Genomic DNA, 14,722 nt, shown 5'->3' with positions numbered 1-14,722 from the left:
TACTTCACTCTTTTCGCCCAAGGCGACAATAATTTAATAGCTACGCTTGACGTAATGCGCACAAAGTAGCCGCAATGGTTGTCAGTTCTGATTTATAGGTAACACCAAACCAAGGCTCTTTTGCAGTGTATACAAATACAGGCTGTGCTTTTACATTAATAGCTTTCTGGATTTGATCAGGTAAGAAGTACTCTTGCTGAGTATTCACGTTATATTGCTGTAAAAACGTTTCAAAGCCTTGTTGCAAATAGTCAAAAAAGCAGGGGGTGATCCCCCAAAAACTCATCGAGCCTAGGGAGTTTGGGCTAATTTTATCACGTAAACCCTGTGGGTTATCGCCAAAAATATGCTCAGACTGTTGTTGAATATTCAAATACTCGGTTACGGCAACAAGCTTTCCATCCGCAATTTTACATACCCCACGATTAACACCACCGTGCTCAGAAAGAGTATCAATAATCGGATACCCTACCATTGCCCATTCAGCGCTTCTTTTAAAGTGCTCACTCAGTAATACAAACGAAGATTTGCCATAATAGTCATCGGCAGTGATCACAATAGCGGGGTTATTAATGTGGGCTTTGGCACACAACAGAGCATGACCTGTGCCCCAAGGCTTTACTCGCTGGCAAAGTGTTGCTTTAAATTGTTCGGGCACCTTTTCAATGTGTTGCTCCACCAGCACCACATCAATATCACTAGGTAATCGGGGCAAAATAGTACGCTCTATTTCACTGCGTACCGCTTGGTTTATGATCAGCACCACCTGCGTCACGCCTGCAGCATGCGCATCAATAATACTCAGCTCCATAATAGTGCAATTTAGCCCTGGAATTTCTGCAATTTGTTTATTGCCACCAAAGCGACTACCTAAGCCACCTGCAAGCACAATTAAACTCAGTTTATATTTTTTCATTTAGAGTCTGCGCATTTAAGAGGGTAATTTATCAAGCCAAGTTTGTAACCACGGCTCGGTGACAGGCCAAGGCTCAAAGTCTTCACAGGCATCAATTTCTAGTCGGTTACCCACAGGTTTAGCTTGTAAGTCACGTAATAGTTCATCAAAGCTACGTCCTGCTGCGCAAAACGTATCACCGTAGCTTCTGTCACCCATGGCTACAATGCCAAATGGTTTATTGGTTAACATTGGAAACGTACTGTTAAGCTGATTATAAAGCTCTGCCAAGTTAGCGGGTATATCGCCTTGTCCTGTTGTTGAAGTAACTATTAAAATATGCGTCGCATTTTTTAGATCTTCTAAACTTGGCTCTGCAAATACGCTTACCTGATGGCCAGTTTGCTCTATAGTATCGCTTATTTGCTCACTTAAACGTTCAGCACCACCATACACGCTGCCTACAAAAATACTAATATGTGCCATTAATAATCCTTTTCTTCACTTGGCCACCCTAACTGTTTGCAAATACTCAACATTGCATCACCTAGTAGCGCTTTAATTATTATCGATTCATTACTGTAAGGATGTACAAAACGCAGTTCTGTAGCAAATAACATTAATCGTCTAAGGGAGAAATGCTCTCTAAAAAACTGATTATGCTGGTTATCACCATGGTTAACGTCGCCAATTATCGGTAACGACAAATGTTTTAAATGGCGACGAATTTGATGTTTACGCCCTGTTTTAGGAAAACACTCTACCAAAGAATACCTAACCGTTGGGTATTTTCCTATGGGAATAGGCAACGCAGCTTGGTGCAAACAGTTAAACTGAGTTTGTGCTTCTTGAGCATCTTTATTCTGATCGGCAAATTTATCAGCGATTTTGTCTAGTTCTTCTTTTAACGGTTTATCTAAAAAAACAGATTCAGGCGCAAATCCGCGTACCAAAGCTAAATAACGCTTTGAGATCGTGCCCTCAATAAACAACTGATTCATATCACGCGCGGCTTCTGAGCTTAGAGCAAACAGCAACACACCCGATGTCGGCCTATCAAGACGGTGCACAGGAAACACATGCTGACCGAGTTGATCGCGTAGCATTTGCATTGCAAATTGAGTTTCATGCTTATCTAAAAAGGAGCGATGAACAAGTAAGCCTGATGGTTTATCAATCGCTACATAGTTCTCATCTTGATAGAGAATGTTCAGTTCGCCGTATTCAACTGGCGCTGGACGTTCAGTCATCTGGCTCTCCAAGCAATGAATCTAATTGCGTCAGCAAAGAAATAATCTCTTCGCTTCCGGACTTATCAATGAGTGTCATTTGCGCCATAGGAGCAATCGCAAAATTACGCGGTAACGGTTGTTTCATTGTAATAATCTGTTGAATTTTTTCTATAAATACAAACTGTAACCACTGTTCAAATGCAAGCGTATCATGGCAAAAAGGGACGCTTGAATGCAACAATGCAGAGTCAATCGGCTCATTCTGCCAAAGCTGATACTTTTTAAGTAGCGCAGTTAATTGTGTTAAATAGAGTTGGGTTTGCTCAGTCATAATCACCCTTTACTTTGTATATTGCACAATTATACCCTGTTCCCTCAACAGTCGCTATGGCGTATAATTAGCGTAATTTTGTAGTAAAAACAGTTGGAAATTCATGAGTGAACATATAGCCACATTAGGCCAGCTTTTAGACGGTGCAGGAACTCAATGGCGTGCTTTTGATATTGGCAGGCATATTACCAAGCTTGATAAACAACAATTTTTAGCTGTTGAACAAGCACAAGTTCCTTACCCTTACCCATTAGCAGGCCATGCATGGCTAGCGATTCAATTTTGGGACAGTAAAGCTAGCAAAGAACCCTATGTGTGGTTTTTAAAATTCCCACTTGATGAACAAAGTAAACTCGTTAGTGCCAGCCGCGACCACTTTGCAGACATGGTAATTCAAGCACTAGGAACAGAAATTACCGGCGAACAAGCCGATGGCAAACTCGATAATAACCCTTACGTATTTACTCCTAATGCTAATAAATTAGCGGCGTTTAATGCACAAGTTAAAGTGTTATTAAAACAACCAGCCTCACAGTATTATGAGCATGCCCAGCTTTATTTTAGTGGCCAGATTGGTTTTGATAATTGGCAAAGTGTGGCGCTACAAGGCATTGCTGATTTTGCTTATCGCCTCAACAGTGCTGATAACTTAAAACACTTACACGCTGCGTGGCCTAATTTACCTGTTGAAGTATTACAACCATTAAGCGCAATGCTTGAACACATCGAAATACCACCCACGTTAAGTGAGTTATTGTTAAGTTATGGACAAACCGCCCTTAAGAATAATGATGTGGTTACGGCTTCTGCCGCGCTTCGCGCCATATCATCAGGGCAAGCAACAGGGCTTAGCGCACAACTGGTTGACTGCGCTTTAGAATCTACGCTTGGGCAAGACTCAGACATTTTATTAACTATTGCAGGTCGCTGCTTTAAACAATTAGAAGAGCCACAGCGTTTGCATGTATTTATGGATAACTGTGCGCACCATGAGAAAATAGCTGAGTTATTTCCCAGCATTTTTGCAGATTTAGTTGCAATTCCAACTATTCGCCCACATTTATTAGCATTACTACGTAAAGAAAACAGAAGCGAGACGTTAGCTCGCGCAATTGGAAGGTTATTCTCTTAAATGGCTAGTTTATGGACGTTCATACTTATTGGGGCTGTAATTTATTTTTTTTGGCTAAATCGTAAAATAGCCGAAGCAGCGAACGTTCATGCCAAACGCCAAAGTGAGCAATTGCAGGTACAACTAATGAGTGTGGCTTGTAGCAAGCGTCGGTTTGGCATTTTAAAAAGTGGTAAACCGGGCATGAAAAGCGAATTTATTTTTGAATTTTCAAGCGATGGTGAAAATGCTTATCAGGGAGTGTTAATCATGGAAGATGAAAAGCTAAAAAGTGTGGTTGTGCCACCACATAAGATATAATTTTTGTAAACAAAAAACCAAGGCGTAACCTCAGTTACGCCCTAATTGCCAACATCCTGTAAGGTATCCTTTACCTGATCCTTGTTTATCATCCACTGAACGAGCAAACTACCGTGTTAGCCCTCCATTGCATCCTGCAATATCCTCTTGCCGCCTTGGCCGTCCTGCGTAAACTAACGCTCCTGCAATATCCTATCGCATCATCCTTGGTATCCTTTAAATAGCTCCTAGCTATTTTAGTACTTCATGTACTTCCTGTTTCATCCTTGCATCCGTGTTAACTTGTCCTTTACGCTTCCTGCTAGTCACTACTATGCTGCCTGATTCCATATCCATGGCATTAGCTCAGTCATTGAGCTATGTCGTCTTGACAAAGTAAAGTTTAAACCAAACGGCTGGGTATAATAGTGAGGAAAACTAAAAAATTTAATGTCACAAAATTGAAAAAACTAAAATAGCTATAAATAACAGAAGCTTGATGCTTATAAACGGATAAATAATGGATTTAAACTGACAAAGAGCACACTAATGTAGGATATATCTCACACTGGTGTGCCCGATTTGGAACATAGGCTTACAGATACGCCATTATGAACAACTACCTTTATTGAGCATTAGCAACTTTAAATAGTAATTCACCCTTAACTTGGTTAAATGAAAGTTGTTTAAAGTGCTCAAAGCCTTGCGATTTAAAAAATTTCGTATGCTCGTCACGAGTCACAAATACCGCTATACCAGAAGACTCAGGATTATCGTGTATTAAGCCATCTAAACCTTTAAGTAAAGTGCGACCAAACCCTTGCCCGTGAAAGTGTGGATCAACCGCAATAAACGCTAAAAAGTAATAATTCCCTTGCGGCTTTAAGGCGTCACGAATGGTTTTTTCTTTTTCAATTAATTGATTCGTTTGTAAATAACCTGCACTTAGCATCAGTTTTAATCGCCAATGCCAATAACGCTCAGCTTGTAATTGGCTATTTGACTCAAACACACAGGCAACCGCTTTTAATTTATCATTGCGGTAAAGGCCGATTAAAGGCTGCTTCTCTTGCCAAAAGCTACTGAGCTCTTCACGGATAAGTGCACGTAATTTTTTTTCATAATCGAGCGGGTTGTCTTCGTTATACCCTAGCAGTGTTTGTAAAATAGGATCGTTTTGATATGCCTGATATATCAGGCTGGCTGCTGTGCTTATATCCTCTGGTGCAATATGCTGAACACTAAAGGCGTCTGTCGATTCTGCTGTGGCTGTCATTTTATTTCCTTTGTTATTTTACACCCCCATCGTTACGCCAAGTAACGCATAAGGGATTAATTTTGAACTACAACGATGACCAAATGCTTATATAACTATATACCTAAGTGAGACAAATAAGCGAATTTACATTTTAGTTAGTACGCTCATCCACTGCATTGAGTCAGATCATGCTTTAGCGACTTACTATTGAGTAAATAAAGCATAGATTCAGTAAGGGTTAAACTGGCTAGATATACCATTCCCCCCTAGAGTTAATACATATTAATTCATTTAGGAGCATTATTATGGATACAACAAAACATACTATTAATACCTTGTTCGCCCAACTAGGACTGCCGGATTCGGATGCGCAAATAGATGCATTTATTGCCTCGCACTCCATTGCCGATACAACCTTGTTGCAAGATGCTCCCTTTTGGGATGAAGCCCAACAACATTTTATTGCCGAATCGCTAGCGGTTGATGGCGATTGGAGTGAAGTAATTGATGAACTAGACGTACGTCTTCGTCAAAAATAATTAATTTTATGGCGCACTTTAATGTGCCTTAGCCACTTTATTGATACCATACCCGCTCGCAGCGTCAATGTTGCGAGCTTACTTTATAAAAGAGTTATAATTGAATGAATGCTGCTGTATTTGAAGCTATTAAAGTCCTTCTTGATGAAGGCAAAGTTCCCACTGTTGCACTAACTAAAAGTCGTTTAACAACACCGACCCCAATGCCGGTTATTATTGCTGCGGTGAGTCAATATAAGAATAATCCTGATTCAATTTATAATTTAATGAAAACCCCAAAGCAAAGTGCCAGTAATGAAGGTCAAAACAGCTCTCAATTAGATAGAATTGAGCAAAAGTTAGATCAATTACTTACACTGCTCGCGCCAAAATAATTTGAGACTATAAATGTTTGTTGTTGATTTAACATTTGATTGCTACCAAGACACCACCTTAGAGCAAGCCGAGCAAGCAATAAACCGCTTGGTAAATGCATTACGTTTTAATGGCCAAATCATTGGAGAAGAATTTCCAACGGTGTTAAAAGATGGCTATTTTATAACACGCGTTATGTGTCCGACCGAAGACGCTATGCATCCACTTAACAACAGTGAATTTGTAAAACACAGTGTTGAAAAGCTTCATGATGCAGGCTTGTTAGCACCTAAAGTGAAAATAATAGGTCAAGACATTCATTCAAACGGCGCCGATGGTTGTAAAGAGCCCTCAAGCTATATTTTATATACTACCTATGTGCACACCTGCAGCCCACTGTATTGTGGCGATGACTTTTTACCCGTTCCGCTATTTAATATTCCGGCAATTGCCAATGGCGATTATAAAACCCTGATTAAATGGCAAGAAGATTGGCAAGCATGCGATCAAATTCAAATTAATGGCGCAACTCGCTGTGAATTTCCTGCACTAGAGGAAATAGCCAGCACACAAAGTGATTTGTATCGCCGAGGTAAAGATATTAGCAAACGCATCAGCTTTTTAACTAAAAAGCCAGTTTACTATTACTTATACCGTGTAGGTGGGGTTGATAAAACCTCGGAGCTTAAGCGTAAATGCCCAAGTTGCCAAGGTGAATGGAAATTACCTGAGCCGTGGTTTGGTTTATTTGATTTTAGGTGTGAGCCGTGTGGTTTAGTGTCTAATATTTCATGGGATTTTCAATAAATCCCATACTTAAGGTGCTATGTCTAAAACATCACACCTTAAAATTACCTTATAATTATACTGCCAACGACGCTATAAATTCACTGAGGTTTTTGGCGAGTACATAATGTGGCTTTTTACCTACATACTCTAGGCACACCTCACCTGTTTCCACTAATACCGTAACAAGTAAATCATCTTGATCAGTTAAACCAATAAAAACACTTGGCGCTTGCTTTAGCTTTCGCTTCATTAAAACATGACCCGTGATATTTTGTTGCAGTAAGTCAAAGTCATCCTCATTCCACGCTTGTAATAATTCTACTTGATGGCCATCAACGCTGGCTAAAATACTGCCAGCAAACATATGGCCATAAAACTGGCTAAGTTCATCAGGAAATTCAAGCTCTAATGCGTTAGCGAGATCAGCCAAAGAACCTGTAGGCTCTCTCACTATCGCTTGCCATTGAATCATACCGTGCTCATCGGCTGTGCCTATTTCACAAGGACTTGGCCATTGCTCATCGTGGGCGATGAGTGGCTGCTTTTGTGTATTTTTGATAGTTTTTTCACTAAAGCGTTGGTGAAGTTGGGCTAATTGCATTGCAACAGACATACTGTGAAACTCATTTAATTTAGATATAATGTCCCCATTGTAACTATTTAAGAGCAAACATGACAGATTACAGCAATTCTCCCGATCTTAAAGGCAGCGTACTTGGTCAATCTACTGAGTATGTAGATCAATACACGCCCAGCTTGCTTTTTCCTATTGCTCGCAAGCTTAATCGCGACGCGTTGAGCATTGATGAAGCCGCATTACCATTCAAAGGCCAAGATATTTGGACCGGTTACGAACTATCTTGGTTAAATACCAAAGGCAAACCACAAGTTGCGGTGGCGATATTTACTTTCGAATGTCAAAGTAGTCACATTATAGAGTCAAAGTCGTTTAAGCTTTATCTGAACAGCTTTAACCAAAGTCGCTTTGGAAGTATTGACATTGTTAAGCAACATTTAATTGACGACTTATCAAATGCGGTAAACAGTCCGGTAAAGGTAACCTTATACAGCGCTGATGATTATAATTGTATTCCTTGCACACCACTTCCTGGTGAGTGTATTGATGAGTTAGATATTGAAATAGATAACTACCATATTGACGCACATTCTTTAAAGTCACAAAGCGATAAAGTGGTTAGCGAAACCTTGCATAGCCACTTACTTAAATCAAACTGTTTAATTACTTCGCAACCGGATTGGGCCAGCATTATTATTCGTTATACTGGTGAGCAAGTGTGTCGTGAGTCATTATTACGCTATTTAATTTCGTTCAGGACCCATAATGAGTTCCATGAGCAATGTGTAGAGCGTATTTACAGCGACCTAACCACTCAATTGAATATTAAAGAGCTTGAAGTTTACGCGCGCTATACGCGTCGTGGCGGCCTTGATATTAATCCATATCGCTCAACGCATCATAACGATACCCCTTTTGCGGTAAAAATAAACCGTCAATAAGCTAAACAAAAAAGGAGCCTGAGGCTCCTTTTTTTAATCGTTAAGTTGCTTAGTTGGTACAGGCATTCCACACACATCAATGTAATTATGGCTATACGCAAACCATTCCTCACTACGACTACCTCGTGCTGAAATTAACTGTTTAAATGCATCTGAGTCTGTTTTCATTACTTTAAATCGGCTGTGATCGCTGCTAACGTCGGCTAATACTTGTAAATCTGTAATAGGATTAAACTCGCTACCACCTTTAGGTGTGCGCGCTAGCTGATGAAAATGTGCAATACCTGTAAGTACTCGCCCAAATACGGTGATATTTTTGTCTAAATAACGTGGACCTTGCCCTATGGTGACAAAAAATTCCGTGCTGGCACTATTAATATCGTTGCCGCGCGCCATTGCAAATACACCATGGCAATGAATTTGCCATGTTTGATCACGTGTTTCATTTTGCGCCACCGCAAAACCATTTAAAAATCCGGTTATTGGTGCATAACCATCCCTACCCATTTCAGTTATCATAAGCGGCTTATTCGTGGTTAAATAAAACTCGGCAGGTAATGTGCTATTTTTGGTTTTAGTTAACTTTTTACCCGTGCTATCACCACCTTGAGCAACAAACCCTTCCACAAAACGATAAATATGAGTGCCCTGATAAAAGCCCTGTCGTGCCAATTCTTTAATATTAGCACTGTGTTTTGGCGCAAGCGCTGGATTGAGCTCAATATACGCAGCACCGGTAGGTAGGGTTAGTTTTAAAATATTCTCAGGATCAACCCATCGCCATTGCTCATCTGTTGTAGCAGCAATAATCTCACTACTGGTTAGGCTTTTAACTGGCGTTGATGGCAAAGTGCTTTGCTGGACACATCCGCCGAGCAAAGCCGACGCTATAATAGTGATTACGAATTTTTTCATACCTTTTCCTTTTTATTATTGGTATTGGTAGATAAAGGTTAATCCCAATTGAATTTATACAGTATGTCGACATTTTGATACAGGCCACTGGTTATTTCTATATATAACTTCGACATTAGCTGATAACGCACTGCCACTTCACTGAGCGACTCAAATACCCCCACGCTATATTTAACCTGCAAACTCGGTGCTAAATAACCTGATATTTCTACCTTTGTTTGCTCGCCACTCCCTTTAGAGCTTAAGCTCACATCTGACAAGCCAAACGATTCACCGACTTTAGACACTAAGCTTTCGCTTCGGCTCACTCCTTGAGAAAGTAGTAATTGAGTTAACATTGCATCCGTTGAACTGTCGCCCTCCCCCAATGGTTGACCATTCAGCAAATACGCTAGGGCTTGTGCTTGGTCCATGCCCGGCTCTGAAAATACTTTTAAATTTGGCTGCTCAACACTGCCAGTTAAAGTAACACCTGCAATAACACCATCGGCGGTATTATTTGGATTGCGAATGGCTTTAATATTTAAATGAGGCTTATCTATTGCGCCACTGAAACCAATTTGCCCGGTTCTAATTATTAAGTCTTGACCAAATGCCAAGTAAGTTCCTTCAATTAGATTAAGCTCACCAATGGCAATAATGGGTGAGTCTTGGCTCATTTTTATATCCATATCACCCACTACTTTAGACTCAAGTCCAAATGAGGCTACTCTGACATCATTTTTAACCGTTACTTTTAAATCAATATCGTAGTTAAATGGGGCTTTTTTAGTATTTTGCGTAGTTTGATCCAAAATTATTTCATCATCACTAACCTGTACAGCCCCCTCTGGCAGCTCTTCAATTTCTATTCGACCATAAGGCACTACAACATTACCTGCCAGCTTAAGTGCATTGTCAGCTAAACTTATTTTTAACTCTGGTGATACTTTAAACACCACGCCTTGTTGCGCTCTTACAAAAAACTCACTGCCGACTACATTCATATTTACAGCTGGTTGTTCACCTTGCCAATCAACATTCCCCGTTAATTTTACCTGTCCGCCTTGAGGGTCATTTAAATCTCCCTCAATGGTGGCGGTGGACTTATTAAACGCCACATTAATACTGGAGTTTTTAAGGGCAACAGGCAGTTGTTCACCTTCTAGGTTGATATTCTCTATGTTTAAATTTCCCTCTAACAAAGGGTCTTTTAGTGTGCCTGCTAATGCAACTTGCCCATGAATGGCGCCATTAAGCTGCTCGAAGGTGTATAAAAAAGGCTGTATATCAGACAATAAAATTTTATCAATTTGAATATTACCGTTAAGCGTTTGCTTATTTCGAATATCATCAATATCAACTTTAGTCGTTACTTTACCCAAAACACTCGATTCTATGTTAGCTTCTATTTGGCCAACCTTAGCATCAGAAAAAGCGCTTATGTTTAGCGTTTCTATAGGTAGCGTAAATCGGTCTTCTTCGTTAATAAGTACCGCGTTAAGCCCTGATGAATTTAAATTAGCGCGTAGAGTTTTAAGTGTGCCAGCTTGCCAATTAGCAGCAAAGTCTCCCGCTATATCACCACGTGTTATTATATTATCTGGTAACCAATGTTTTAGCTCTCGCAATTCAAGATTGGCCAGTTTTACGTTAAGCTGGCCTAATTCGCGGGTTTGATTTAATCTATCAATACATAACTTACTATTACTCGATTGCCAACAATGCGCACTCACATTAAAGTCGCCCGTTTTCGAATCTATAGTTACAGCTATATCTTTAGCATTTTCAAAGCTAAGCGTTTTATCACTTATGCTAATATTACTGAGTTCACCTTGCCAAATCGCGTTAGCAAGTTTGCCATTTAGCTCAAACGTAGCAGCCCCAGCATCAGCATCAATAGATGCACTTAGTTGGTGATCGGTTTTATCACCACTACCAACTATTTCCACTTTATTAATTAAGTGATGCATGACACGCGCTGAATCAAGAGTAACGCTAATATCTGTTTGCCAATCGGTAGCGGTGTCTAACTGTGCTTTTAACGCCAACTTATTAATATTAATATCGTCATAAATAAACTGCTCTAGCTTTAACGCTAAATCAACTGCAGGCGTCAACCGCTCGCCTCTTATACTTAAATCTGCTTTACCATTAGCAATAAACGGAAGCTTTGCCTCATCATTACTTTGCAGCGCAATAGCCCCATTAATCTGCCATTGCTGATCGACTTCACCTGTTAAGGTTAACCTATTTGTGCCACTGCTAAGGTTAAATTTTTTTACAGTGGCTTTAAGTTCATCATTTAAGTTAAATTGAGCAGCAAAATTAAGCGGTACATCATTTAGTAACCCGCTTAATTGGGTGTCATCCATACTTAATTGCCAGCTATTTAAACTGGTAACAAATGCCCCTTTAAACTGCCCTGAAATATCACTGGTAAGTGTGTCAGTGAGGTATTGCGCTTTTAAACTCGATAGCGCGCCGCTAAAGTTAGCACTAACCCCATTTTGCCAGTCGATATTCGCTTGGATAGTAGCTTGGCTCTCATTCGCTTTAAGGGCTAACTTTTTTAAGTTTGCTTCGCTCAGTGAGCCATTAATTTGACTGTTAATATTCACAGTTGGATAAGCACCTAACTGACTATTACCAAATAACGATAACTGATAATCGTTAGCATTGCCTTGTGCGGTTAATTTTACGTCGGTTATCTTTAACTCTTTACTTGCTGTTTCGATAATCCACTGCTCTACATCGCCATTAACACTAAATGGATAATTTGGTTGTTTAAGATTAGCCGTAGCAGCTAGTTCAAAAGGAAATGATTCACTGCTTTTTATATCTACATTGAGCTTTTCTAAGTCTCCGCCTATTTGTATATTGGCATCATAACCATGCCCTTTTAGACTGATATCGCCATTAATTGGTAAGCGGCCTTTAAGCTTTGCGTTAAGTGCAGTATTAAGCTGCCACTGCTGATAATTTGCAGACAATGAAGCAACGTTAATCTCAGAACCTATTAGCTTCATTTGTAGCGCAATATTAATTACCACATTTTGCTGTGCATTCTGCTCCACTGTGAACTGCGCAATATTAAACTGTTCTAGGTAAATATTGAGTGGCGACATAAATGCGATATTAGGTAATGCTGGTAACTCAGTAATTGGGGTAGAACTGGCTGTATTTTCTCCAGGCTGCTCTTTTAACGCGATTAAAACACTCGGAATATTCACGTTTTTAATTTGAATATCAGCACCTTGTGCCTTTGCAGCAATCTCCATATTATTAACAACTACGTTTGCACTTGTGTGATTTAACACAAACTCACTGACCGCTAAACGCTTAAGTGCAATATTAAATGGCAAACTGATTTGTTCCAACGGTTCGTTAGATGTATCAGGAGAATTAGATGACGATGCTGGTAAGTTTAGTTTTATAGACCGGGCACTTAAGTTATCAATACACATACCATCACAGTGCCACCAAAATAAATCTAGTTTAAGCTGCTGAGCATCAAGTAATAAACCGTCACGCTCAAAGCGAAAATTAAACGCATCATTATATAAAAAACGCCCGCTTTTTATTTCAATTTTTAAGCCGTCAACTAACTTATTGGCGCTATAAGCAATTAGCTGGTTACCTGGAGCTGTAAAAACAACGCAAAACAATGTCACTAATACAGCAACAACTAAGGTGCTAAGTGCTGCAGTGACTTTTTTAAATACAGACATTAAATTTCCGGCCCTATGGTAATACTTAAACGAGTGCTTTTGCTTTCTTTAGTGAGTCCCCACGCATGATCTATTCTTATTGGTCCTATAGGCGTTAAATAACGAAAACCAAACCCTGCACCTATTTCAAATTGCTCAGAAAAATCATTGGTCGCCGTCCCTCCATCAACAAATAAAGCTGCTCGCCAGTTTTTGGCAAATTGGTAATTATATTCAGCAGTCGTCGCGATTAAATATTTACCGCCGATGCGATCCCCATTGTCATTTTCTGGTGAGATTGATTGATAAGCAAAGCCGCGCACACTTTGATCGCCACCAGCATAAAACCTTAATGAATATGGAACATTGTTAATATCGTCAACTAACATGGCCCCTAAGTTTGCTTTTAAAAACACAAGGTGCTTATTAAGATAAGTGCGCAACCATGCATGCTGTAATTGCACCCTAACAATATTGGTACTAGAGAGTACACTATCGAGACCAAACTCTGCCGATATAGACCACTGCTCTCCCGAATAAGGGGTGGTTCCTCCCTTCGATTGCTTTCGGGCATAACTGACACCTGGTAATAACATTTCTGTGGTGCGTTCTAGCCCGTCGCCAATCCGATAGGTTTCTTGCTCGCGCCTGATAAATGCAGTTCTTATCCATTTTTGCTCGGTGAGCCATTGCCTTTGCAACTGCGCTGTTAAAATTTCACTGTAAATATTGTCGGCTAATTCATCTTCGAGCTTATAGCCTGCTGATAAACGCCATAAATCATCATTCGGATTATTAACAGGGATGGTATACGCCATAGAAATATCTTGTTGTTTTTTTGCAATATTAAGATTGCTTTCTAGGTAGTGTCCTTGCTCCGTGATCCATGGTTTACTCCACTTAAACCGTACCTTTGGACCCAATTCGGTATTGAACCCGCCACCAATTTCGTAGCTATTCGCGGGCTTATGTAATACGTCCACTTTAATAGGCACTTGGCTGTTTTTTCTAGCTGAAATATCAGCGTAAACACGCACGCTTGTAAAATAAGGAGTGCTCGATAAATCTAGGTTGTAGTCAGCAATCTTAGATGCTTTATAGTGCTCACCCATTTCAAACGGGGCTAAAGAGCGAATATATTTTTCTGCTGGGCTTTGATTGGTAATTAACACATCACCAAAGCGATAACGCACACCACTTTCAATGGTAAAGGTAATAATGGCGCTGTGTTTTTTTAATGACACTTCAAATTTTCGGGCAGGCCATTTTGCGTCAAAGTAACCATGCTCCAACAAAACGGATTCAATTTTTTTATAGGCTGCGCTATACATTCCATGATTTAAAATGTCGCCTTGCTTTAACTCTAAACTTTCAATAACTTGCTGAATTAATGGGTCATGTTTAGCTTCCCCGTTAACGCTAATATTAAGCGTCTCAATACGAGTTGCGGAGCCGCGTTCAATAGTCGCAACAAGCTCACGCTCATCTTTATTAAAATCAATAGTTACATTTGGACTGTAATAACCTAATGCCTTTAAGCTATCTTCAACTTGCGTTTTAGCGTAACGACGCAGTGAGCGCGTTGGTTTTTCACCCACTAAAGGTTTTAAATAAAGAGCAACGTTGTTTTCTAACTCTCCACTAATTCCTTTTATTTCATAATCTTCAATTTTATTGTCAGCTGCAATAGCGAAAAAGCTCAAAAATAAGCAAAAACAAATAACGGATTTTAAAAACTGATTGAACAAGTAATCATCCTTACTATGTACCCATAAAAAACAACAAATTAAC

The 14,722-nt window shown here is 39.8% G+C and carries 15 protein-coding genes; 6 read left to right on the top strand and 9 right to left on the bottom strand.

The features are described 5' to 3' along the window. Positions 1-40: 40 nt before the first annotated feature. From ACZ5WS_RS08760 to ACZ5WS_RS08745, 4 genes are read right to left on the bottom strand one after another with little or no spacing between them, the layout of a single operon-like run. Entirely contained in the window at positions 41-916 is an 876-nt protein-coding gene (locus ACZ5WS_RS08760; RefSeq protein WP_138604996.1) for a glycosyltransferase family protein, read from the bottom strand. A 15-nt stretch (positions 917-931) separates the two neighbouring features. Beyond that, positions 932-1,381, bottom strand: coding sequence for a flavodoxin (locus ACZ5WS_RS08755; protein ID WP_138604997.1), 450 nt, complete (start codon positions 1,379-1,381; stop codon positions 932-934). Then, complete coding sequence (gene truC / locus ACZ5WS_RS08750; protein WP_138604998.1) at positions 1,381-2,145, bottom strand: tRNA pseudouridine(65) synthase TruC; 765 nt, start codon at positions 2,143-2,145, stop codon at positions 1,381-1,383. The genes ACZ5WS_RS08755 and truC overlap by 1 nt, the downstream gene beginning before the upstream one ends. Next, on the bottom strand, positions 2,138-2,458 hold the full coding sequence (locus tag ACZ5WS_RS08745; protein WP_138604999.1) for a YqcC family protein: 321 nt from the start codon (positions 2,456-2,458) through the stop codon (positions 2,138-2,140). Before ACZ5WS_RS08745 ends, truC begins: the two co-directional genes overlap by 8 nt. Before the next feature lie 103 nt (positions 2,459-2,561). Here ACZ5WS_RS08745 and ACZ5WS_RS08740 point away from each other — a divergent pair, with 103 nt between their 5' ends. Both ACZ5WS_RS08740 and ACZ5WS_RS08735 read left to right on the top strand, forming a co-directional pair. After that, the gene (locus ACZ5WS_RS08740; RefSeq protein WP_055012793.1) at positions 2,562-3,590 is read left to right on the top strand and encodes a DUF3549 family protein; all 1,029 of its coding nucleotides are present in this window, start codon (positions 2,562-2,564) and stop codon (positions 3,588-3,590) included. Beyond that, a complete protein-coding gene (locus ACZ5WS_RS08735; protein ID WP_008109417.1) occupies positions 3,591-3,890 on the top strand; it encodes a DUF3301 domain-containing protein in 300 nt (99 codons plus the stop codon). It begins immediately after the preceding gene. A 604-nt stretch (positions 3,891-4,494) separates the two neighbouring features. On the opposite strand, the gene ACZ5WS_RS08730 is transcribed toward ACZ5WS_RS08735, so the two are convergent. Beyond that, entirely contained in the window at positions 4,495-5,145 is a 651-nt protein-coding gene (locus ACZ5WS_RS08730) for a GNAT family N-acetyltransferase (RefSeq protein ID WP_008109415.1), read from the bottom strand. Between the two features lie 287 nt (positions 5,146-5,432). Between ACZ5WS_RS08730 and ACZ5WS_RS08725 the strand changes: the two genes are divergently transcribed. The 3 genes from ACZ5WS_RS08725 to ACZ5WS_RS08715 all read left to right on the top strand — a co-directional run bounded on the left by ACZ5WS_RS08725 (position 5,433) and on the right by ACZ5WS_RS08715 (position 6,827). Next, entirely contained in the window at positions 5,433-5,666 is a 234-nt protein-coding gene (locus tag ACZ5WS_RS08725; protein ID WP_010388246.1) for a DUF2789 domain-containing protein, read from the top strand. A 104-nt stretch (positions 5,667-5,770) separates the two neighbouring features. After that, positions 5,771-6,040 carry a hypothetical protein gene (locus ACZ5WS_RS08720; RefSeq protein WP_054202444.1) on the top strand — a complete coding sequence of 90 codons (270 nt, stop codon included), beginning with the start codon at positions 5,771-5,773 and terminating at the stop codon, positions 6,038-6,040. A gap of 13 nt (positions 6,041-6,053) precedes the next feature. Continuing rightward, the gene (locus ACZ5WS_RS08715; protein WP_138605000.1) at positions 6,054-6,827 is read left to right on the top strand and encodes a Zn-ribbon-containing protein; all 774 of its coding nucleotides are present in this window, start codon (positions 6,054-6,056) and stop codon (positions 6,825-6,827) included. Between the two features lie 55 nt (positions 6,828-6,882). Here the strand turns inward: ACZ5WS_RS08715 and syd are convergent, their stop codons facing one another. Then, complete coding sequence (gene syd / locus ACZ5WS_RS08710) at positions 6,883-7,422, bottom strand: SecY-interacting protein (RefSeq protein ID WP_138605001.1); 540 nt, start codon at positions 7,420-7,422, stop codon at positions 6,883-6,885. Positions 7,423-7,481: 59 nt separating this feature from the next. Here syd and queF point away from each other — a divergent pair, with 59 nt between their 5' ends. Continuing rightward, a complete protein-coding gene (gene queF / locus ACZ5WS_RS08705; protein ID WP_055012787.1) occupies positions 7,482-8,327 on the top strand; it encodes an NADPH-dependent 7-cyano-7-deazaguanine reductase QueF in 846 nt (281 codons plus the stop codon). A 33-nt stretch (positions 8,328-8,360) separates the two neighbouring features. On the opposite strand, the gene ACZ5WS_RS08700 is transcribed toward queF, so the two are convergent. From ACZ5WS_RS08700 to ACZ5WS_RS08690, 3 genes are read right to left on the bottom strand one after another with little or no spacing between them, the layout of a single operon-like run. Then, positions 8,361-9,242 carry a peptidylprolyl isomerase gene (locus tag ACZ5WS_RS08700; RefSeq protein WP_138605002.1) on the bottom strand — a complete coding sequence of 294 codons (882 nt, stop codon included), beginning with the start codon at positions 9,240-9,242 and terminating at the stop codon, positions 8,361-8,363. A gap of 38 nt (positions 9,243-9,280) precedes the next feature. Continuing rightward, a complete protein-coding gene (tamB, locus tag ACZ5WS_RS08695) occupies positions 9,281-12,952 on the bottom strand; it encodes an autotransporter assembly complex protein TamB (RefSeq protein WP_464707770.1) in 3,672 nt (1,223 codons plus the stop codon). Then, positions 12,952-14,679: an autotransporter assembly complex protein TamA gene (locus ACZ5WS_RS08690; protein WP_464707768.1), complete on the bottom strand. Its 1,728-nt coding sequence runs from the start codon at positions 14,677-14,679 to the stop codon at positions 12,952-12,954. Before ACZ5WS_RS08690 ends, tamB begins: the two co-directional genes overlap by 1 nt. Positions 14,680-14,722 lie beyond the last annotated feature (43 nt).

The sequence above is a fragment of the Pseudoalteromonas sp. 11L1 genome (assembly GCF_055397545.1).
Note: the sequence above shows the minus strand (reverse complement) of the source record. Positions and strands in the feature narration are given on the sequence as shown.